The organism is Saccharopolyspora endophytica (genome assembly GCF_018070075.1).
Lineage (GTDB): Bacteria > Actinomycetota > Actinomycetes > Mycobacteriales > Pseudonocardiaceae > Saccharopolyspora > Saccharopolyspora endophytica.
Map to the genome: position 1 here is coordinate 492,178 of NZ_JAGPXE010000004.1, position 19,412 is coordinate 511,589.

A 19,412-nucleotide genomic window follows, 5' to 3' on the forward strand; every position below is an offset into this window, starting at 1 on the left:
CCGTGGTCGTGGCGACCGGCCGGGTCCGGCGGCTGCTCAACGCCCCGCTGCGGGTGCTCGACGCCTCCGGTGACCAGGCGATGTTCTACCTGCGCGCCCTCGCGTGGGCGCCGCGCACGCTGCGCCGCTACTCCAAGGAGGTGCTGCGGCTGCTGGCCGAGGTGACCTTCGGCAGCGGTGCGCTGGCGGTGCTCGGCGGCACGATCGGCGTGATGGTGGGCATGACGCTGTTCACCGGCACCGTCGTCGGGATGCAGGGCTACACCGCGCTCAACCAGCTCGGCACGGCCAGCTTCACCGGGTTCGTCTCGGCCTACTTCAACACCCGCGAGGTCGCGCCGCTGGTCGCGGGCCTGGCGCTGTCGGCGACCGTCGGCTGCGGGTTCACCGCGCAGCTGGGCGCGATGCGCATCTCCGAGGAGATCGACGCGCTGGAGGTCATGGCGGTGCGCAGCGTGCCGTTCCTGGTGACCACCCGGGTGCTGGCCGGGATCGGCGCGGTGATCCCGCTGTACGTGATCGGGCTGATGTCGTCCTACCTGGCCTCGAGGGTGATCACGGTCTACTTCTACGGCCAGTCCGCGGGCACCTACGACCACTACTTCCACCTGTTCCTGCCGCCGGAGGACGTGCTGTTCTCCTTCGGCAAGGTGCTGCTGTTCAGCCTGATGATCATCCTGGTGCACTGCTACTACGGCTTCCGCGCCTCCGGCGGTCCCGCCGGGGTCGGCAGCGCGGTGGGACGGGCGGTGCGCACCGCGATCATCGCGCTCAACGTGCTGGACTTCTTCCTCAGCCTCGCCATCTGGGGCGCCACCACGACCGTGCGGATCGCCGGATGAGGGCGGGCGAGCGGGCCGAAGCGGTGCGCCGCCGGGTGGTCGGGGCGGTGTTCATCAGCGTGATCGTGCTGTTCCTGGCCTCGACGGTCGCGGTGTACCAGAAGGCGTTCACGCCGGTGGTCGACGTGCTGCTGCGCACCGACCGCGTCGGGAACCAGCTGCAACCGCCCTCGGACGTCAAGGTGCGCGGCCTGGTGGTCGGCGAGGTGCGGGAGGTGCGCGCGACCGCCTCCGGAGCCGAGCTGGACCTGGCGCTGCACCCGGACAAGGCGCACCTCATCCCGGCCGGGGTCACCGCGCGGCTGCTGCCCAAGACCCTCTTCGGCGAGCGCTACGTCAGCCTCGTCCCGCCACCCGAGCCCTCCCGCGAGTCGCTGCGCGACGACGCGGTCATCGAGCAGGACCGCAGCGAGGCGTCGATCGAGCTGGAGAAGGTGCTCAGCGACCTGATGCCGGTGCTGCAGGCCGTCCGGCCCGACAAGCTCGCCACCACGCTCAACACCGTCTCGATGGCGCTGGACGGACGAGGCGAGCAGCTCGGCGAGACGCTGGTGGCCACCAACCGCTACCTGGAGCAGTTCAATCCGGCGCTGCCCGAGCTCAAGGGCAACATCCAGGCGCTGGCCGACGTCGCGCACCTCTACGCCGAGACCACGCCGGAGCTGACGCAGGCGCTGCGCGACCTGGCGGTCAACCACCGGACCGTCGCCGACAACCGCGCGGGCCTCGACCGCCTCTACCGCACGGTGACGACCGGAGCCGGGGACCTGGACGGATTCCTGCGCGCCAACAAGGAGAACATCATCGGCCTCAACGCGGCCAGCCGCGAGCACCTGCGGCTGCTGGCGCGCTACTCGCCCGAATACCCCTGCCTGTTCGACGATCTCGCCGATGCCGTGCCCCGCCTCGACCAGGTCGCGGGCAAGGGCACCGACACGCCGGGGGTGATCCGCCTGCGGGTGGAGATCAGCGACAGCGCCGACAAGTACCTGCCCGGCCACGACGAACCCAGCTGGCAGGACCGGCGCGGCCCCCGCTGCTACGACCAGGTCCCAATGCCCGCCGACCTGCCCGGCGGCGGACCGCCGCGCGACGGCTCGACGCACCCGCCGCAGCGCGAGCAGCGCACACCACCGGCTTCGACCAGCCCGAGCTCGTTCACCGGGACCGCGGGCTCGATGCAGCACTCACCGGCCGAGCAGCGCCTCATCGCGGCCCTGCTGTCACCGGCGACCAGGCTGCGCCCGGACGAGGTCCCTGCGTGGAGCACGTTGCTGGTCGGACCGCTGTACCGAGGAGCGGAGGTGCAGGTGCGATGAGGTCGATCACGCCATCGTTGACCAAGCTCGTCGCGTTCATCGCGGTGACCCTGCTGGCCACCGGACTGCTCGGGGTCACCATCGCCAACACCAGCTTCGGCCCCACCACGGGGTATTCGGCCCGCTTCACCGACGTCACCGGGCTCAACGAGGGCGACGACGTGCGCATCGCCGGGGTCAAGGTCGGCCAGGTCCGCTCGATCGAGATCGCCGAGAAGCGGCAGGCACACGTGGAGTTCACGCTCTTCGGCGACCGCGCGCTGCCCGCCTCGACCACCGCGTCGATCAAGTACCGCAACCTCGTCGGACAGCGCTACCTCGCCGTCGAGAGGGGGAGCGGTTCCGGGGCGATGCTGCCGGAGGACTCGACGATCCCGATCGAGCGCACCCGGCCCGCGCTGAACCTCACGGTGCTGTTCAACGGTTTCAAGCCGCTGCTGCAGGCGCTCTCGCCCGAGGACGTCAACAAGCTCTCGCACGCGATCATCCAGACCCTGCAAGGGGAAGGCGGCACCGTGCAGAGCCTGCTGGCGCACATCGGCTCCCTGACCCAGACCCTGGCCTCCCGGGACCAGGTGATCGGCGACGTCATCACCAACCTCAACGACGTCCTCGGCACCGTCAACAGCCGCAACGCCGAGCTCGACGAGGTGCTGGTGCAGACCCAGCAGGTCGTCTCCGGCCTGGCCGCCGACCGGGAGCAGATCGGCTCGGCCGTGGAAGGGATCGGTCAGGTCAACGAGGCGACCGCCGGGCTGCTCGCCGAGGGCAGGCAGCCGCTGCGCGAGAGCATCGCGCACCTGGGCGTGCTCTCGCACCACCTCGACAACCACCGGCCGCTCGTGGAGCGGTTCGCCGCCGGTCTGCCCAACAAGCTCAACACCATCAACCGCACCGCCAGCTACGGGTCGTGGTTCAACTACTTCCTGTGCCGCAGCTCCGGGCAGGTGCGCATCTCCAGCCTCGGCGTGACCGCGCCGCTGCCCGCGACGTCCCCCGAGCAGATGCCCGAGAGGTGCCGATGATCGAGCGGCTCAAGCGGCGCGACCCGGCCGCCGCCGGGGTGGTGGGACTGGTGCTGATCACCGCGATCTCGCTGCTGGCGTTCTACTTCGAGGACCTGCCGGTGGTCGGCGGCACCACCTACCGCGCGCAGTTCACCGAGGCGGCCGGGCTCAAACCCGACGACGAGGTCCGCATCGCCGGGGTCAAGGCCGGCGAGGTGACCTCGATGTCGTTGCGCGGCAAGCACGTCGAGGTCGACTTCCGCGTCGACGACGCCTGGGTCGGCGACCGCACCACCGCCTCCATCGAGATCAAGACCCTGCTCGGCCAGAAGTACCTGTCGCTGGACCCGCAGGGCGATCGCGAACAGGACTCCGCCGCAACGATTCCCGCCGACCGCACCCGCTCGCCCTACGACGTCACCGAAGCCTTCCAGGACCTCGGCCGCACCTCCGGCGAGGTCGACACCGCCGCGCTGGCCCAGAGCTTCCAGACCATGGCCGACACCTTCCGCGGCACCCCGGCCCACGTCGGCGAGGCGCTGCGCGGACTTTCGGCGTTCTCCCAGGTCATCTCCAGCCGCGACCAGCAGCTCAAGCAGCTGCTGAGCAACACCCGGCAGGTCAGCCAGGTGCTCGGCGACCGCGACCAGGTCTTCGCGAAGCTGCTGGCCGACGGCAACCTGCTGATGGAGGAGATCCGCTTCCGGCGCGAGGCCATCAGCACGCTGCTGCGCAGCACCCGGCAGCTCTCCGAGCAGCTGCGCGGGCTCGTCGCCGACAACCACGCCCAGCTGCGACCTGCGCTGACCACGCTGGAACGGGTCACCGAGGTGCTGCACCGCAACCAGGACAACCTCGACCGGGGCCTGCAGAACCTCGCGCCGTTCGCGCGGTACTTCAGCAACACGGTCGGCAACGGGCGCTGGTTCGACAGCTACGTGTGCGGCCAGGTCCCGCCGATGCTGCACGCCGGCCCGGTGACGTCCAACGAGGAAGGCTGCCGCCCACCGATCGCGGGCGGCGCCGGGGGAGGTCCGCGATGAGCAAGCGCGCTGTGGTCATCGTCCTCGCGACGGCGATGCTGATCACCGGCGGTGCGTGGTGGGCCGTCTCGCTGGCCGCCCGCACCTCCGTGACCGCCCACTTCGGCGCCACCGTCGGGTTGTTCCCCGGCTCGGACGTGCGCGTGCTGGGCATGCGGGTCGGTTCGGTGACCGAGGTCGTCCCCGAGGGGACCAAGGTGCGGGTCGAGATGCGCATCGACGACGGCACGCCGATCCCGGCCGACGCCAAGGCCGTCGCGGTCGCGCCGAGCCTGGTCAGCGACCGGTACGTGCAGTTCACTCCGGTCTACGAGGGCGGACCGGAACTGGCCGACGGCGCCGTGATCCCGCGCGAGCGGACGGCGACGCCGCTGGAGCTCGACGAGATCAACCGCAACACCGACCGCACGATGCGGATGCTGGGACCGGACGGGGCGAACGAGCAGGGCGCGTTGTCGGACTTCCTCGACGTCCAGGCCGCCAACCTGGGCGGGCACGGCGCGGAGCTCAACGACATGCTGCACCGGCTGAGCCAGGCGACGACCACGCTGTCGGGGTCCAAGGAGGACATGTTCGCCACCGTCGACAACCTGCAGCTGTTCAACCGCACGCTCGCCGACAGCGACCAGCAGGTGCGCCGGTTCAACACCCAGCTGTCCGACACCGCCGCGTTCCTGGCCGCCGAACGCGGCGAACTCGGCGCGGCGCTGCGGGAACTCGGGCCCGCGCTGTCGGAGACCGCCGGGTTCATCCGCGACAACCGCGCCGTGCTGCGGACGAACGTCGACCACCTCCAGGCGGTGACGCAGGTGCTCGTCGACCAGAAGGCGGCGCTGGAGGAGGTCACCGACCTCGCACCGCTGGGGCTGTCGAACCTCGCCAACACCTACGACGCCTCCACCGGCTCCACCCGCACCCGCGGCAACATCAACGAGCTGACCCACCCGCCGATCGTCCTCGTCTGCAAGCTGCTGCGGCAGTCGCCCCCGGACCGCCCGGTGCCGCCCGTGCTCGCCGACGCCTGCAAGCGCATCGAACCGGTCGTCACCGGAGCGGTCCCGCTGCCCTCCCCGGCCGAGGCGATCACCTCGCTGGAGCACGGGCGCGCACCGGACATCCCGCTCCCGCTGGTCGACGCCCTGCGCGACACCGGAACGCCGCATCCGGGAGGTGGTCGCTGATGCGGATCGCGATGGCGCTGCTGAGCTTCCTGCTGGTCGCCGGATGCGGCCAGCACGGGTTCACCGGCCTGTACAACGCGCCGCTGCCCGGCGGCGCCGACCTCGGCGACGACCCGTACCGGGTCACCGCGCAGCTCGCCGACGTGCTGGACCTGGTGCCGCAGGCCAGCGTGAAGGTCAACGACGTCGCCGTCGGCCGCGTCTCCGGCATCCGGCTCGCCCCGGACGGCTGGACCGCCGAGGTCACCCTGGAGATCAACCGCGACGTGCGGCTGCCGGCGAGCGCCATCGCCCAGCTGCGCCAGTCCAGCCTCCTCGGCGAGAAGTACGTCCAGCTCGACGGTTCCGCGACGGAGGGGCAAGCGCTGCTGTCCGACGGCGACCGCATCCCGCTGTCGCGCACGAACCGGCACCCGCAGGTCGAGGAGGTGCTCGGTGCGCTGTCGATGCTGCTCAACGGCGGCGGCATCGGCCAGCTCCAGCACATCAACCAGGAACTCGGCGCCGCCCTGTCCGGAAACGAGGCCGACATCCGCTCGCTGCACCGGAACCTGGAGGTCTTCACCCGGGAGCTCGACGGCCAGCGCGACGAGATCACCCGCGCCATCGACGGGCTCAACCGGCTCGCCACCTCGCTGGTCGGGCAGAAGCACGACATCGCCTTCGCGCTGGACAACCTCGGACCCGGCCTGAAGGTCATCAACGAGCAGCGGGGGCAGCTGGTCACCATGCTCCAGCAGATGGACCGGCTCTCCGAGGTCGCGGTGGAAACGACCGAGCGCAGCCGGCAGGACACCGTGGAGAACCTGCGGTCGCTGAGCCCGATCCTGCAGAAGCTGGCGGAAGCGGGCGAGGACCTCCCCAAGTCGCTGGAAATCCTGGTCACCTTCCCGTTCACCGACTACACCGTGAACGCGATCAAGGGCGACTACACCAACCTGGACCTGCAGCTGGACCTCGACCTGAGCACCATCGTCGACAACGTGCTGCAGGGACGCCCGCCGCCCACCGGTGGCGTCGGGCCCGGCGAGTTCCCGCTCCCGCTCCCGCTGCCCGGACCGGCACCCGCGCCCGCACCTGCCATGCCGCCACCGCCGCGACCGGGCGGGCCGTTCGACGCAGTGCTCGGAGGTGTCCGGTGATCTCGAAGCGGGTCAAGCTGCAGATCGGGGCGTTCGTGCTGATCGCCCTGGTCGGCATCACCTACGTCGGCGCCACCTACGCCGGGCTGGACCGGCTGGTGTCCTCCCGCGGGTTCACCACCATCGCCCGGTTCCGCGACTCCGGCGGCATCTTCACCAACGCCGAGGTCACCTACCGAGGTCTGCCCATCGGGCGCGTCGGACCGCTGCGGCTGACGCCGGAGGGCGTCGACGTGTCGCTGGAGATCGAGGACAGCGCTCCGAAGATCCCGGCCGACACCGACGCCGTGGTCGCCAACCGGTCGGCGGTGGGGGAGCAGTACGTCGACCTCCGCCCCCGATCCGACGGCGGACCGCACCTCGGGGAGGGCTCGGTGATCACCAGCGACCGCACCTCGATCCCGGTGCCCCCGGAGGACCTGCTGGCCAACCTGGACCGCACGGTGCGCAGCATCCCGATCGGGTCGCTCCAGACCGTGGTCACCGAACTGGACCTGGCGTTCACCGGCCTCAACGGTCCGCTCGGCACCCTGCTCGACACCTCGAACGCCTACACCCGGCACGCCACCGACCACCTGCCGCAGACGCTGGACCTGATCTCCAGCGGCCGGGAGGTGCTGGAGACGCAGCGGGAGCAGGGCGCCGAGATCGCCTCCTTCAGCCGGGACCTCCACCTGTTCGCCGGGCAGCTGCGCGCCTCCGACCCCGACCTGCGTCGCGTCATCGGCGCAGCACCGGACGCCGCCGAGCAGGTCAGCGGGCTGCTGCGGGAATCCGGACCGCAGCTCGGCGGGCTGTTCTCGAACCTGCTGACCACCGCCAACGTCTACCGCACCCGGCTGGACGGCGTGGAGCAGCTGCTGGTCACCTACCCGAGCCTCGCGCAGGGCACCAAGACCACCGTCCCCGGCGACGGGCGAGCCCGGTTCGGCCTGGTCCTCAACAGCTTCGACCCGTTCGTCTGCACCCGGGGCTACCAGAGCACCCACCAGCGAGCGGGCACCGACCTCGCCGAAGTCCCCGCCAACCTGCAAGCCCACTGCGCGGAACCCCCGGGCAGCCCCATCAACGTACGGGGCTCCCAACACGAATCACCCCGGTAGGGGAATTGAGGGATTGCTTTGCGTGGCGGTGCGGGCTGAGTCCCACACCTGAAGCACCGGCTCCGCCGCATTCCTAACCAGCTGCTCACCGACACTCCACAAATTGGACCTTTTGGGGCATAGTGCCTGCCGTGACTCGATCGTGGCCCTGTCCGTCCGCTCGGGTTCGGGAGTTGATCCGGCTCGGCGCGGAGACGGCGTTGAAACCGCCCGCGCGCTGGGCGGACGAGCTGCACGCCGCGGTGCTCGCCACCGACCGCACGCAGGCCATCGCGGCCGATCCGGTGCTGGCCGACGGGCTGCGGCAGACCAACGTCGACAACGTCGTGCACTGGGCCGCGGCCAACGTGCAGGACCCCGGCTGCCGCGTCCCGCCGCACCTCGGCAGGCAGGCGCTCGACACCGCGCGGGACCTGGTCCGCCGCGGGCTCGACGCCAACGCCCTCGACACCTACCGGGCCGGGCAGAACGTCGCCTGGCGGTACTGGATGGAGATCTGCTTCTCGCTGACCTCCGACCCCGATGAGCTGCGGGAACTCCTCGACGTCACGGCGCTGTCGATCTCGACCTACGTCAACGACACCATCGCCTGCATCAGCGAGCGGATGCAGGCGGAGCTCGACACCCTCATCCGCGGCACCAACGCCGACCGCCGCGCCGCCGTCGCGCTCATCCTCGAAGGTTCGCCGATCAGCGCGCGCCGGGCCGAGCTCAAGCTCGGGTACGGCCTGACCGGGCCGCACACGGCCGCCGTCGTGTGGAGCACCGCCCACGTCGGCCTCGAGGAGCTGGAGAGCGCGGCCGAGGAACTGGTGTCCCTCACCGGTGCGCGCCGCAGGCTGACCGTGGTGGCCACCGCAGGAACCCTCTGGGTCTGGCTGCCGGTGGCGACCACCGCGGGCACCGAGGAGCTGTCCGAGCACCTCGGTTCCCACCCGCACGTGCGCGTGTCGATCGGCAGACCGGGGCGGGAGGTGGACGGCTTCCGCCGCAGCCACCTCGACGCGCTGACCGCGCAGCGGATGCTGGCGAGGCTCAGCTCCCGTCGTCAGGTGGCCCGCTACGAGGACGTCCAGCTCGTGGCACTGATGACGGCCGATCCCGCCCACGCCGACGAGTTCGTCGCCGAAGCGCTCGGTGCTCTTCGAGACGCCGACCCCGAGGTGCGCCAGGTGGTGCGGACCTACCTCCGCGAGCAGTGCAACGCCTCCCGCACCGCCGAGCGCCTCTACACCCACCGCAACACCGTGCTGCGGCGCCTGGCGCGCGCCGACGAGCTGCTGCCGCGTCCGCTGGCCGAAGACGTGATCGGGGTCGGCGCCGCGCTGGAAGTGCTGCGCTGGCGCGGCGCCGACGCCTGACCTCAGCTCCCGACGTCGTAGGACGGCGGTGCGTCCTGCGGGGCGCTGCCCCACGCGGGATCGGGCTGGTCGCCGAGGGTGAAGTCGAGCGTGCCGCCCGCCGCGACGAAGTCCTCGCCCACCCACGGCTTGGTGCTGTCGGCGCCGTTGACCTTCAGGTCGTGCACGTACTTGGTGCCCTCGGAGGCCTCCGGCGCGTTGACGGTGATGCTCGTGCCGTTGCCGCGGTCGATGGTCACCGAGGAGAAGATCGGGCTGGCCAGCACCAGTTCCGACCTGCCCGGCACCTGCGGGTACATGCCGATCGAGGCCCACACCGACCACGACGACATCTGCCCGAGGTCGTCGTTGCCGACCTCACCGTCCGGTGTGGACTTGAACAGCGAGGTCAACGCCCGCCGCACGACGTCCTGGGTCTTGTCCGGCCGGCCCGCGTAGGCGTAGGCCCACGGGGTGTTCAGCGACGGCTCGTTGCCCAGGTAGGCGTAGGGCTTGTCGGGGCCGCCGTTGAGCTCGGTGAAGAACTCGTCCAACCGCGACACCACCTGCTCGTCGCCGCCCATCAGGTCGAACAGCGCCCGGTGGTTGAACGGCACCATCCAGGTGTACTGGGCGCCGTTGCCCTCGGTGTACTCCTCGGTCTGCACCGGATCGAACGACGGCCACGAACCGTCGGCGTTGCGCGGCTGGAGGTAGGAGTTGGCGGGGTTGAACAGGTTCTTGAACTTCTGCGCCTGGGCCAGGAAGTGGTCGTGCACCTCGGTCTCACCGAGTCGCGCGGCGAACTGCGACACGGCGAAGTCGGCGCTGTTGTACTCCAGCGTCGTGGCCGCCGACCCCCACACGTCCTGCACGCCCGGCGGGACGTGGCCGAGCGAGTCGTACTCGGAGTGACCGGGCCGCTCGTCGGTGTTGGTGGCGCCTTCCCGCATCTCCCGCAGCGCGGCCGCGGTGTCGAAATCCGTTGCGCCGAAGGCGTGAGCGCCGGCCACCATGATCGGCAGCGGATCGCCGACCATCACCCCGGTGCCGCCGTTGGCGACCGTCCAGCGGTCGAAGTAGCCGCCCTGCGCGGACTGGTTCACCGCCGACTGCGCGATGTCGGAGGCGATGTCCGGGGCGATCAGCGCCACCAGCGGCAGCTGCGAGCGGTAGACGTCCCACCCGGAGTAGTTGGCGTACTGGGCGTGGCCCTCGGCGGCGGTGTGCACCTGGCCGTCGAAACCCGCGTACTCGCCGTTGACGTCGCTGAAGACGTTCGGGTGCAGCAGGGAGTGGTAGAGCCCGGTGTAGAGCCGCCGCCGGTCCTCGTCGCTGCCGCCGCCGACGTCGATGCGCCCGAGCACGCCGTTCCACGCCGCGCGGGAGCCGTCGCGGACCTCGTCGAAACCGCGCCCGCCCTGCTCGGTCTCGGCGTTGGCCCTGGCGTTGTCCGCGCTGACGAACGAGATCCCGACCCGCGCCACGACCTGCGGGGACCGGGCGGTGTCGAACTTCACGAACGCTTGGCCGCCGTTGACCTCGTGGGCGGTGAAGTCGTGGTCGAAGGTCGCGTGGAAGTACACGCGGTAGGTGTTGTCGGAACCGCAGAAACCGCCGCTGTCGCTGTGACCGCTGATGGTGTTCGGTCCGATCTGCACCGAACCGCTCGCGTCGTTGAACGCCTTCGCCGCGTCCACCGACAACGCCGCCTGCTGCCCCTGCGGGTAGGTGAACCTCGCGATGCCGGAGCGCTGGGTCGACGAGAGCTCGGTCCGCAGCCCGTTGTCGAAGGTGACGTCGTAGGAACCGGGGGAGGCCGACTCGTTGTCGTGCGAGAAGGGGTAGTCGTTCACCGGCGAGTCGCCGAGGACCGGCATGAACGGGACGTTGCCGAAGTCCCCGCACCCGGCCCCCGAGAGGTGGGTGAGGCTGAACCCGCGAATCCGGTTGTCGTCGTAGGAGTAGCCGCCGTGCTGGTAGGTCGCGGTGTCCGGGCTGAACTGCATCATCCCGAACGGCGCCACCGCGCCCGGGAAGGTGTTGCCCGCTCCGCCGCCGTGCCCGAAGTCCGGCCCACCGGGCTTGGTTCCGACGAACGGGTTGACGTGCTGGGCCGGATCGTCGATCCGGTCTTGCGCCTCGGCGGCGGGGGCGATGGCGAGCGCGGTGGCCGCGGCGACCGCGAGGGCCGCGAGCCGGCTGGGAACGTTGGAGCGTCGAACGGTCTTGACGTCGTGCTGGCGTCGCAAGGAAGACCTCCCGATTGACAACGTTGTCTAGACCAGGATCTTCCCAACGTAGCGATCAGTCCGAGACCGTGCAATATCGGGCGAAAATGACAATCGGACAAGCGCGGGTGAATCTGCGCCGCGCGCGAATGGCCGCCGCAGCCCCGCCCTCCGGGGAAGATCTGCGCGGCGATCGAAAGAAGAACGTAACCGAAATTCAGTGCTGCTGTTCATTTCGGTTGAACGTGAAGACCTTTTTGGATCGCTGATCAACCGCGAAAACCGTGCTGGTACTGTCCCGGCCAAGCGCGGATGATCACGGAACCGGGAGTGCGGCGCGCCCGCTCGCATCGGTGACATCGCCCAATGCCGGGGAATCCCAGCGGAGCTCGTGCTTCGCGCAATTCGCGCCGAGGCTGCCGGGGGCCGGGGCCTGTCTCGTGAGAGCACAACCGAAGGAGCGCGGTCGACGTGAGGTTAACCAGGGACAGAACGCGCGAGCCGGACAGGACGAGTCTCCGGCGGCGGATCAGGAACATTCTGATCGCCATCGTCGCGCTGTTCTTCGTGGTCGTGCTGGCCGGGTTCGCGCCCGCGTTCGTCGACGCCTTCATCGTCCGCGCGGTCGCCGTCACCGTGCAGGACACCTCGATCCCGGCCGTGCGGACCTTCGCCGCCGTGCAGTCCGAACGCCAGCTGGTCGCCCGCGCCTTCGACGGGGAAGCCACCCCCGACACCCTCGGTCAGCGCTACGCCGTCACCGACCAGGCCATCGCCGAGCTCTCCGGCAGGCTCACCGAACTGTCCGGGAACTCCGCGACGCCGCCGGACCTCAAGGTCAAGATCGACGACGTCAACACGTTGATCGGGCGATTGCCGAAGTCCCGTCCCGACTTCCCGCTCGACCCGACCCGCAAGCGTGAAACCCTCCAGCGCTACAACGAGGTCCTCGACGCCGGTGCCGACCTCTTCGACGGGCAGGCCCGCGCCGTCGAGGACGCCAAGGCCGGGCAGGCGGGCATCACCGCCACCGAGTTCTTCCGCGCCGGTGACCAGATGGCGCAGAGCGCGCTGCTGGCGTCCCGCGGTGTGGTCACCCGGCTGCAGCCCGACGAGCAGGTCAACTTCGCGGTCCTGGTCGGCTCCTACCACGACGAGCTCGAAGAGCAGATCTCCAACGCCTCACCGCTGGTCAAGCAGCGCTACGAGGAGCTCACCCGCTCCCAGAGCTGGAAGCAGCTGCAAGTGGTCGAGCAGGAGCTGATCGCCCACGGCCAGGTGCAGGGCGTGACGATCCAGCAGTGGCACCAGATCAGCGACCAGGTCGGCGGGCAGCTCACCGAGATCGCCGTCGAACAGGCCCGCTACGGCGCCGAGCTCGGCCTCGACAACGGCAGCGCCGCGCTGCTGCGCACCGCGCTGTTCGCCGGCCTCGTGCTCGTCGCCACCGCCGGTGCCGCGCTGCTGATGTGGTGGTTCGCCGGACGTCACCTGGTCGCCCTGGTGCCGCAGCGACTGGTCGAACTGCGCGACGCCGTGCGCAAGATCGCCGACGAGGACGTCCCCGAGCTGTTCCGCAGGGTGGAGCGCGGCGAGGACGTCGACGCCTCCACGTCGTTGCGCTCGCTGGACTTCGGCAAGGACGAGATCGGCGAGGTGGCGGACGCTTTCGCCGGCGCCTACCAGGTCGCCGTGCAGGAGCGCATCAAGCAGAAGCAGACGAGCGACGCGTTCACCCGCGTCGTGGTCGGCATGGCCGCGCGAGTCCAGCAGATCGTGCAGAGCGCCATGCAGATCGTCGACACCGAGGAGCGCGAAGCCGGCGAGGCCGCGCCGCGGTACCGCGCGCTGCTGGTCCTCGACAGCCTCCTGCTGCGGGCCCGCCGACTGGCGGAGAACCTGCGGCTGCTGTCGGGGAACCGACTCGCCCGCTACCACCGCGGTCCGACGCCGATGGAGGTCATCCTCGAATCGGCGCGAGCCGAGATCGAGCACTACGGGCGCATCCACACCCGCAAGCCGGGAGCCGTGGCCGTCGACGGCCAGGCCGCGCCGTACCTGATCCGCGCGCTCGCCGAGCTGATGGACAACGCCGCCAACTACAGCTCCCCGCAGGGCAAGGCCCGGGTCTGGACCGAGGAGCGCAGCGGATCGCTGGTGGTCATCATCGAGGACCGCGGTCTGGGCATGCCGGCCGAGAAGCTCGGCGAGGCCAACACGATCCTGGGCACCGAGGCGGACTTCGCGCTCGGCAGCGTGCAGCGCCACATGCAGCTCGGCCTGCCGGTGGTCTCCAGGATCACCCAGCAGTGGAACATCGAGGTCACCTTGGCCGCGGGCGAGTCCGGAGGCATCCGCGCCGAGGTGTCCATCCCCTCGGACCTGCTGCGCGAGACGGAGATCGAGAGGGCCGCCCCGGTGGGCGTTTCCAGCGCGCGCGGCACGCTCAGCGGCGCGACCGCGCTGCTGGCCGACCCCGTCGAGACCCGCACCCAGACGCGACCGGAACCGCCGAGGCCGCGCGCCGAGCCGGTCGAGCAGGAGCCGCTGGAGACCTCCTCGGTGGGCCTCCCGGTGCGGCGCAGGGGCGCCTCGGCGGTCGGCCGGGCCCTCGACGAGGAGAAGAAGGCCCAGTCCGGATCCGCCAACGACAACACCGGAACCCGGCGCAGCCCGGGCGGCGGCGGGGCCATGGGCTTCGTGTCCGGACGCCAGAACCACAGCAGCGACACAGGTGAGGGGTGAACACAATGAGCGATGGCCGGGATGACTTGAGCTGGGTGCTGACCGACTTCGCACAGCGCGTCGCGGACGTGGACTGCGTCGTGCTGTGGTCGTCGGACGGATTCCCCCGCGGGGCCTCCGACGGTGTGTCCAAGGAGCAGGCGGAAGACCTCGCCGCGATGTCGGCGTCGGCGTTCAGCTCGTCGAAGCGGGTCAGCGTCATCGGTGGGGGCGGTGATCTGAGCAAGACGGTCATCGAGGGCGCGAACCGGTTCGTGATCCTCGCCCTGGCCGCCGAGCGGACCGGGATCACCGTGGTCGTCGACACCGCCGCCGACCCGCTGATCGTCAACGTCGAGCTCGACCGGTTGCTCGCGCAGGTCGGCGAGCACCTGGTGACCGAGGGCCGCGGCGGTTCCGCGAACCCGCTGACCGGGACGAGGCCGTAACCCATGTCCGATCAGCAGAACGTCCACGCAGAGGACCCCGTCGCGGGTGTCCGGCCCTTCGTCGTGGCCGGTGCCCCCGAGAAGTCCGACCTGGACCTGGACCTGGCGACCCAGGTGGTCGCCAAGCCCGGCGGCGAGGGGCACCGAGACCTGTCGATGAGCGACAGCGCCGCGCTGGAGCTGGCGAAGAACCCGGTCGCGATAGCGGAGGTGGCGGGGAGCCTGGGCACCCCGGTGCTGACCGCTCGCGCCCTGGTGGGTGCGCTGCTCCGCCGGGGAGTGCTCACCCTCGACGGCGAGAGCAACCCCGAAGAAACCGTTTCCGACGCAACACTGGAATACCTACAGGGGGTTCTGGACAGTGTTAAACAGCTTTGAGCGGCCGCCGGTCAAGCTCGTCATCGCCGGTGGATACGGTTGCGGCAAGACGACACTGATCAAGAGCGTGGCGGACCCGGACCGGTACGTGCGGCTCACCGACGAGCCGATCACCGACGCCAGCGCCTCGGTGGACGCGCTCACGGGTGTTCCGGAGAAGACGACCACGACGGTCAGCATCGACTTCGGCCGGATCAACCTCAGCAACGGCACGCCGCTGTTCCTGTTCGGAATGCCCGGCCAGTCCCGCTTCTGGTCGGTGTGGGACGACCACACCCACGGCGCGTTCGGCGCCGTGGTCGTGGCCGACACCCGCCGGCTGGACGACTGCTTCTCCAGCCTGGACTTCTACGAGGACCGCAACATCCCCTACGTGGTCGCGGTCAACGAGTTCGACGGCACGAAGCGCTACCAGCCCGAGGACATCGCCAACGCGCTGCAGATCGACACCGCCAAGGTCCCGGTGATCAACTTCGACGCCCGGCAGCGCGCCGACGTCAAGGACGTCCTGGCCCGGCTGCTGGAGCACGTCATGAAGCTGATGGCCACTCAGCAGACCGTCGGCGCAGGTCAGTGAGCCCGTTGTTCGGGTGAGCGTCAGCCGCCGGGCGGTCCGCACCCCGGCGGCGCTCCCGCTTGAGCCCCCGGACGTAGCTGCCGACGTCGACGTTGAGGGCGTCCTCGGGGCGCTGCGCGCCGTAGCGCTTGGCGATCCGGTCGAGGTGGCCGCGCACTTCCGCGGCCATCTCGTCGCGCCCGGGGAGCCTCGCCTCGCCGCTGATGAGGTCGCTGATCCACTCCGCCTGCAGTTCGGCGAGCCGGGTCAGCGCCCCCACCGGGCGCAGGAATCCCGCGAAGTAGAGACCCTCGTGGCCCAGCGGCACGATCCGCTGGAACAGCGAGAGCCGGCCGTCGCCGTCGAAGGGGACCTCGTCGGGCAGCGGCAGTGACATGTCGTAGCCGGTGCAGAGGACGACCGCGTCGGCGTTCTCGGTGCTGCCGTCGGTGAAGGCGACCTGGTCGGCGGTGAACTCCCGGACGCCCGGTTTGACGGTGATCTCGCCGTGCGAGAGCCGGCTGAGCAGTTCGTCCGAGATCGTGATCGGCGCGTCCATCACCCGGTGATCGGGCTCCGGCAGGCCGTAGTCGGCGATCCGCCCGCGCGAGAGGTACAGCAGCACCTCGATGAGCTTGCGCTGCACCCGGAACGGCAGGAACGACCACCAGCGGCTGGCGGCGATCTCGTCGATCGGCAGTCCCATCAGGGTTTTCGGCACCACGTGCGCGCCCCGCCGGATCGACAGGACCGTGCGGGCCGCGACGCGGGAGAGCTCGACGGCGATGTCGCAGGCGGAGTTCCCGAATCCCACGACCGTGACCTTCTTGCCGCGGAACGGCTCCGGGTCGGTGTAGTCCGCGGAGTGCAGCCGCCTGCCCCGGAACACCTCCGAACCGGTGATCGCCGGGTCGGGAAGCCGTGGGGCGGAGTGATAACCCGAGGCCATCACGACCTCCCGGAAGTGCCGGGTGCGCGTGCTGCCCCCGCTGCGGCTGGTGACCAGCCATCCGCCGCCGGGCGCCGGTTCCACCTGGTGCACGTGGGTGCCGAACTCGATGCGACCGGTCAGGTCGTGCTCGTCGGCGAATCGCTCCAGGTAGGAGGCGACCTGGTCGTGGCGCGGGTAGCGCGGGAAGTCCTCGGGCACGGGGAATCCGGTGAACCCGGTGACCTTGCTGGAGGTGTTGAGGTGCAGGGACCCGTAGGCCGGGTGCGAGCTCCGCGCATCGGCAGGGCTGAAGTTCCACACCCCGCCCACGGCGTCGTCGCGTTCCAGGCCGACGAAGTCGATTCCGCGGCGATGGAGCGACCGCATCATCGCCAATCCGGAAATGCCGGCGCCGATCACGCACACATCACGGGTGTCAACCTGGGGAGATGTTTTCTTTCCACGACCGTCCACAGTGCCCATCGAACCCTCTCCGCGTGGAGACCATTCCCAATTCGTCGTCTGGATGAGATCGTGTTGATGTTGCTGACAGGCGCCATGCCGCGATCAAGAGTAACCGCGATGCGGAAGGTCGGGGTAGTGCCTAGTTCACGAGCGGGATCGCCATCCGTTCGCCGGTGGGGAGTCTTTCCCACGCACGGCGTGTCATTCACACAGTTCCTGACCAGCCAGTACCGAACCGTTGCCGGACATCTCGGGTTCTCGCCCTCCGATGTGGAGACCCTCGTCACAGAACTCAGCGTTGCGTTGAGCCCCTGGGGCGATCACCCGATCGGCTCTTGTCCGGAGGTTCCCTCTTTTGTTTCGGCGGACGGTTTTCCGGCCGAGATGTCCATCAGCTGGCGAGACCGGCGACCCGAGCTCCGGATCCTCTTCGAGTCCCTCGGGGAGGACGCGACACCTGCGGGTTGCCAGCGCGCCGGGCGCGCGCTCACCGAGCGGCTGGCCGATCGGCCGGGCGTCGACCTCAGCCGCTACCACCGCGTGGAAGACCTCTTCGTCAGCGACGATCCGCGGGTGAACCGTCCCACCATCTGGCATTCGCTGGCCTGGCGCCCGGGCGAATCCACGCGGTACAAGGCGTACTTCAACCCGCAGGCGGACAGCTCGGATCCGGTCGACGTCCTGGCCAGGATGACCGAGGCGATGGCACGACTCGGATTGGAGAGGCCGTGGAGTTCGGTTCGAATGTGGATGCCGGAGATGATGGACCGGGGAAATGAGATCGAATTCGCGGCTCTCGATTTGACCAATTCGGATAAGGCGCGGGTGAAGGTCTATTTCCGGATCACCAGTCGCGCGTGGGAAGACCTGGATTCGGTGGCCGCTCTCGCCGCCGGGCACGATTCCGAGCGGGCGGCCCGGGTGTGGCGGTCGCTGTATCACGGTCAGGACAAGGCAGAGGGCGAGGAACCGATGGTCTGCCTCGCTTTTCGCCGCGGTTCGGCGCAACCGGAGGAGGCCAACCTGTACCTCCGATTACCGGAGAACGCGGTGTCCGATGAGGACGCCGCGGAGCGCACCGCCGTCCTCATGAGACAGGAAGGCCTCGACCCGAGGCCGTACCTGTCGGCGATCAACGCTCTCGCACCCCAGCACCCGTCGACCACGACCGGCCTCCAGGACCTCCTGGCGTTCCGCACGACGTCCCCGGACGAGGCCGCCGACATCGGCATGTACCTGCGCTTCTCCGTCTACGACCGTCCCGTCGATTCCTGATCCCAACGAGGAGGTGGTGGTGCTTCCCGAGGGAACCGCCACCTCCTCCCAGGGCTCCCGTTCACGGGTGTGAGCACGTAGCTTCGGGGGCATGGACGACCTCGCCACACGTGATCTGATCCGCTACTCCGGGCACGGTGCTTTCAGCCCCGGGATCATCGAGCGCGCCGAGGGCGCCTCGGTCTTCACCGAGGACGGGCGCGAGCTGCTCGACTTCACCTCCGGGCAGATGAGCGCGATCCTCGGGCACTCCCACCCGGAGATCGTCAGCACCGTCCGGGACCAGGCCGCCAAGCTCGACCACCTCTACAGCGGGATGCTCAGCCGTCCGGTCATCGACCTGGCCCGGCGCCTCGCCGAGACCCTGCCGGAACCGCTGGACAAGGCCATGTTCCTGACCACCGGCGCGGAGTCCAACGAGGCGGCGCTGCGGATGGCCAAGCTGGTCACCGGCAAGCACGAGGTCGTCTCCTTCGCCCGCTCCTGGCACGGCATGACCCTGGCCGCCGCCAACGCCACCTACAGCGCGGGTCGGGTCGGTTACGGCCCGGCGGCTCCGGGCAACTTCGCGCTGCCCGTCCCCGACCCCTTCCACCCCGACATCGTCGACGCGGACGGCGCACTCGACTGGCGGCGCCAGCTGGACCTCGGCTTCGACCTGATCGACGCGCAGTCGGTCGGCAGCCTCGCGGCCTGCATCGTCGAGCCGATCCTGAGCTCCGGGGGTGTCGTCGACCTGCCGCCCGGCTACCTGGCCGCGCTGCGGGACAAGTGCCGCGAGCGCGGGATGCTGCTGATCCTCGACGAGGCGCAGACCGGCCTGTGCCGCACCGGCGCCTGGTACGCCTTCGAGCGCGACGGCGTCGTCCCGGACATCCTCACCCTGTCCAAGACCCTCGGCGCGGGACTGCCGCTGGCCGCGGTGCTCACCAGCGCCGAGATCGAGCAGCAGGCCCACGACCGCGGATTCCTGTTCTTCACCACCCACGTCAACGACCCGCTCCCGGCCGCCGTCGGCAACACCGTCCTCGACGTGCTGACCCGCGACCGCCTCGACCTGCGCGCCCGCGAGCTGGGGGAGCGGTTGTCCGGTGGCCTCCGCGAGCTGGCCGGGAAGCACCCGGTGATCGGCGACGTCCGTGGCCGGGGGCTGCTCGTCGGCCTGGAGCTGACCGCCGGAGCAGACGGCGGCGACGTCGACAAGCTCGGCGCCGCGGTCACCCGTCGCTGCACCGAACTCGGACTGCACATGAACATCGTCCAGCTGCCCGGCATGGGCGGCACGTTCCGCATCGCACCACCGCTCACCGCGACCGAGGCCGAGATCGACCGCGGTCTGTCGATCCTCGACGACGCCCTCACCGGAGTGACCCGGGAGCTGTAGCGGCGGATCTTCCCGCGAACGCGAAGGGCGGCGGTGATCGCC

Annotated in this window: 16 protein-coding genes; 14 read left to right on the top strand and 2 right to left on the bottom strand. The window is 70.1% G+C overall.

Going from position 1 to position 19,412, the window contains the following annotated elements:
- The first annotated feature begins 2 nt into the window (after positions 1-2).
- The 8 genes from KBO27_RS12890 (at position 3) to KBO27_RS12925 (ending at position 8,998) form a co-directional block, all read left to right on the top strand.
- Positions 3-842 carry an MlaE family ABC transporter permease gene (locus tag KBO27_RS12890; RefSeq protein WP_372448842.1) on the top strand — a complete coding sequence of 280 codons (840 nt, stop codon included), beginning with the start codon at positions 3-5 and terminating at the stop codon, positions 840-842.
- The gene (locus KBO27_RS12895; RefSeq protein WP_210970199.1) at positions 839-2,161 is read left to right on the top strand and encodes an MCE family protein; all 1,323 of its coding nucleotides are present in this window, start codon (positions 839-841) and stop codon (positions 2,159-2,161) included. Before KBO27_RS12890 ends, KBO27_RS12895 begins: the two co-directional genes overlap by 4 nt.
- Positions 2,158-3,186, top strand: a complete 1,029-nt coding sequence (locus KBO27_RS12900) for an MCE family protein (RefSeq protein WP_210970200.1) — start codon at positions 2,158-2,160, stop codon at positions 3,184-3,186. Before KBO27_RS12895 ends, KBO27_RS12900 begins: the two co-directional genes overlap by 4 nt.
- The gene (locus tag KBO27_RS12905; protein ID WP_372448846.1) at positions 3,186-4,211 is read left to right on the top strand and encodes an MCE family protein; all 1,026 of its coding nucleotides are present in this window, start codon (positions 3,186-3,188) and stop codon (positions 4,209-4,211) included. Before KBO27_RS12900 ends, KBO27_RS12905 begins: the two co-directional genes overlap by 1 nt.
- Positions 4,208-5,392: an MCE family protein gene (locus KBO27_RS12910; protein ID WP_210970202.1), complete on the top strand. Its 1,185-nt coding sequence runs from the start codon at positions 4,208-4,210 to the stop codon at positions 5,390-5,392. The genes KBO27_RS12905 and KBO27_RS12910 overlap by 4 nt, the downstream gene beginning before the upstream one ends.
- Entirely contained in the window at positions 5,392-6,534 is a 1,143-nt protein-coding gene (locus tag KBO27_RS12915) for an MCE family protein (protein ID WP_210970203.1), read from the top strand. Before KBO27_RS12910 ends, KBO27_RS12915 begins: the two co-directional genes overlap by 1 nt.
- Positions 6,531-7,637: an MCE family protein gene (locus tag KBO27_RS12920; protein WP_210970204.1), complete on the top strand. Its 1,107-nt coding sequence runs from the start codon at positions 6,531-6,533 to the stop codon at positions 7,635-7,637. The genes KBO27_RS12915 and KBO27_RS12920 overlap by 4 nt, the downstream gene beginning before the upstream one ends.
- 200 nt (positions 7,638-7,837) lie before the next feature.
- Positions 7,838-8,998, top strand: a complete 1,161-nt coding sequence (locus KBO27_RS12925) for a PucR family transcriptional regulator (protein ID WP_246536922.1) — start codon at positions 7,838-7,840, stop codon at positions 8,996-8,998.
- A 2-nt stretch (positions 8,999-9,000) separates the two neighbouring features.
- Here KBO27_RS12925 and KBO27_RS12930 read toward each other — a convergent pair whose 3' ends face one another.
- The gene (locus KBO27_RS12930; protein WP_246536924.1) at positions 9,001-11,229 is read right to left on the bottom strand and encodes a GH92 family glycosyl hydrolase; all 2,229 of its coding nucleotides are present in this window, start codon (positions 11,227-11,229) and stop codon (positions 9,001-9,003) included.
- Positions 11,230-11,679: 450 nt separating this feature from the next.
- Here KBO27_RS12930 and KBO27_RS12935 point away from each other — a divergent pair, with 450 nt between their 5' ends.
- The 4 genes from KBO27_RS12935 to KBO27_RS12950 are packed head-to-tail and all read left to right on the top strand — an operon-like array spanning position 11,680 to position 15,336.
- Positions 11,680-13,953 (top strand): sensor histidine kinase, encoded by a 2,274-nt coding sequence (locus KBO27_RS12935; protein WP_210970205.1) that lies wholly within the window; start codon positions 11,680-11,682, stop codon positions 13,951-13,953.
- A 5-nt stretch (positions 13,954-13,958) separates the two neighbouring features.
- Entirely contained in the window at positions 13,959-14,381 is a 423-nt protein-coding gene (locus KBO27_RS12940; protein WP_210970206.1) for a roadblock/LC7 domain-containing protein, read from the top strand.
- 3 nt (positions 14,382-14,384) lie between these two features.
- The gene (locus KBO27_RS12945; RefSeq protein ID WP_210970207.1) at positions 14,385-14,759 is read left to right on the top strand and encodes a DUF742 domain-containing protein; all 375 of its coding nucleotides are present in this window, start codon (positions 14,385-14,387) and stop codon (positions 14,757-14,759) included.
- On the top strand, positions 14,743-15,336 hold the full coding sequence (locus KBO27_RS12950) for a GTP-binding protein (protein WP_210970208.1): 594 nt from the start codon (positions 14,743-14,745) through the stop codon (positions 15,334-15,336). Before KBO27_RS12945 ends, KBO27_RS12950 begins: the two co-directional genes overlap by 17 nt.
- Here KBO27_RS12950 and KBO27_RS12955 read toward each other — a convergent pair.
- The gene (locus KBO27_RS12955) at positions 15,290-16,633 is read right to left on the bottom strand and encodes a flavin-containing monooxygenase (RefSeq protein ID WP_246536926.1); all 1,344 of its coding nucleotides are present in this window, start codon (positions 16,631-16,633) and stop codon (positions 15,290-15,292) included. The two genes, KBO27_RS12950 and KBO27_RS12955, sit on opposite strands and share 47 nt — an antisense overlap.
- On the opposite strand from KBO27_RS12955, the gene KBO27_RS12960 reads away from it, so the two are divergent.
- Positions 16,619-17,986, top strand: a complete 1,368-nt coding sequence (locus tag KBO27_RS12960; RefSeq protein WP_246536927.1) for a tryptophan dimethylallyltransferase family protein — start codon at positions 16,619-16,621, stop codon at positions 17,984-17,986. The two genes, KBO27_RS12955 and KBO27_RS12960, sit on opposite strands and share 15 nt — an antisense overlap.
- A 91-nt stretch (positions 17,987-18,077) precedes the next feature.
- Positions 18,078-19,370 (top strand): aspartate aminotransferase family protein, encoded by a 1,293-nt coding sequence (locus KBO27_RS12965; protein WP_210970210.1) that lies wholly within the window; start codon positions 18,078-18,080, stop codon positions 19,368-19,370.
- Positions 19,371-19,412 lie beyond the last annotated feature (42 nt).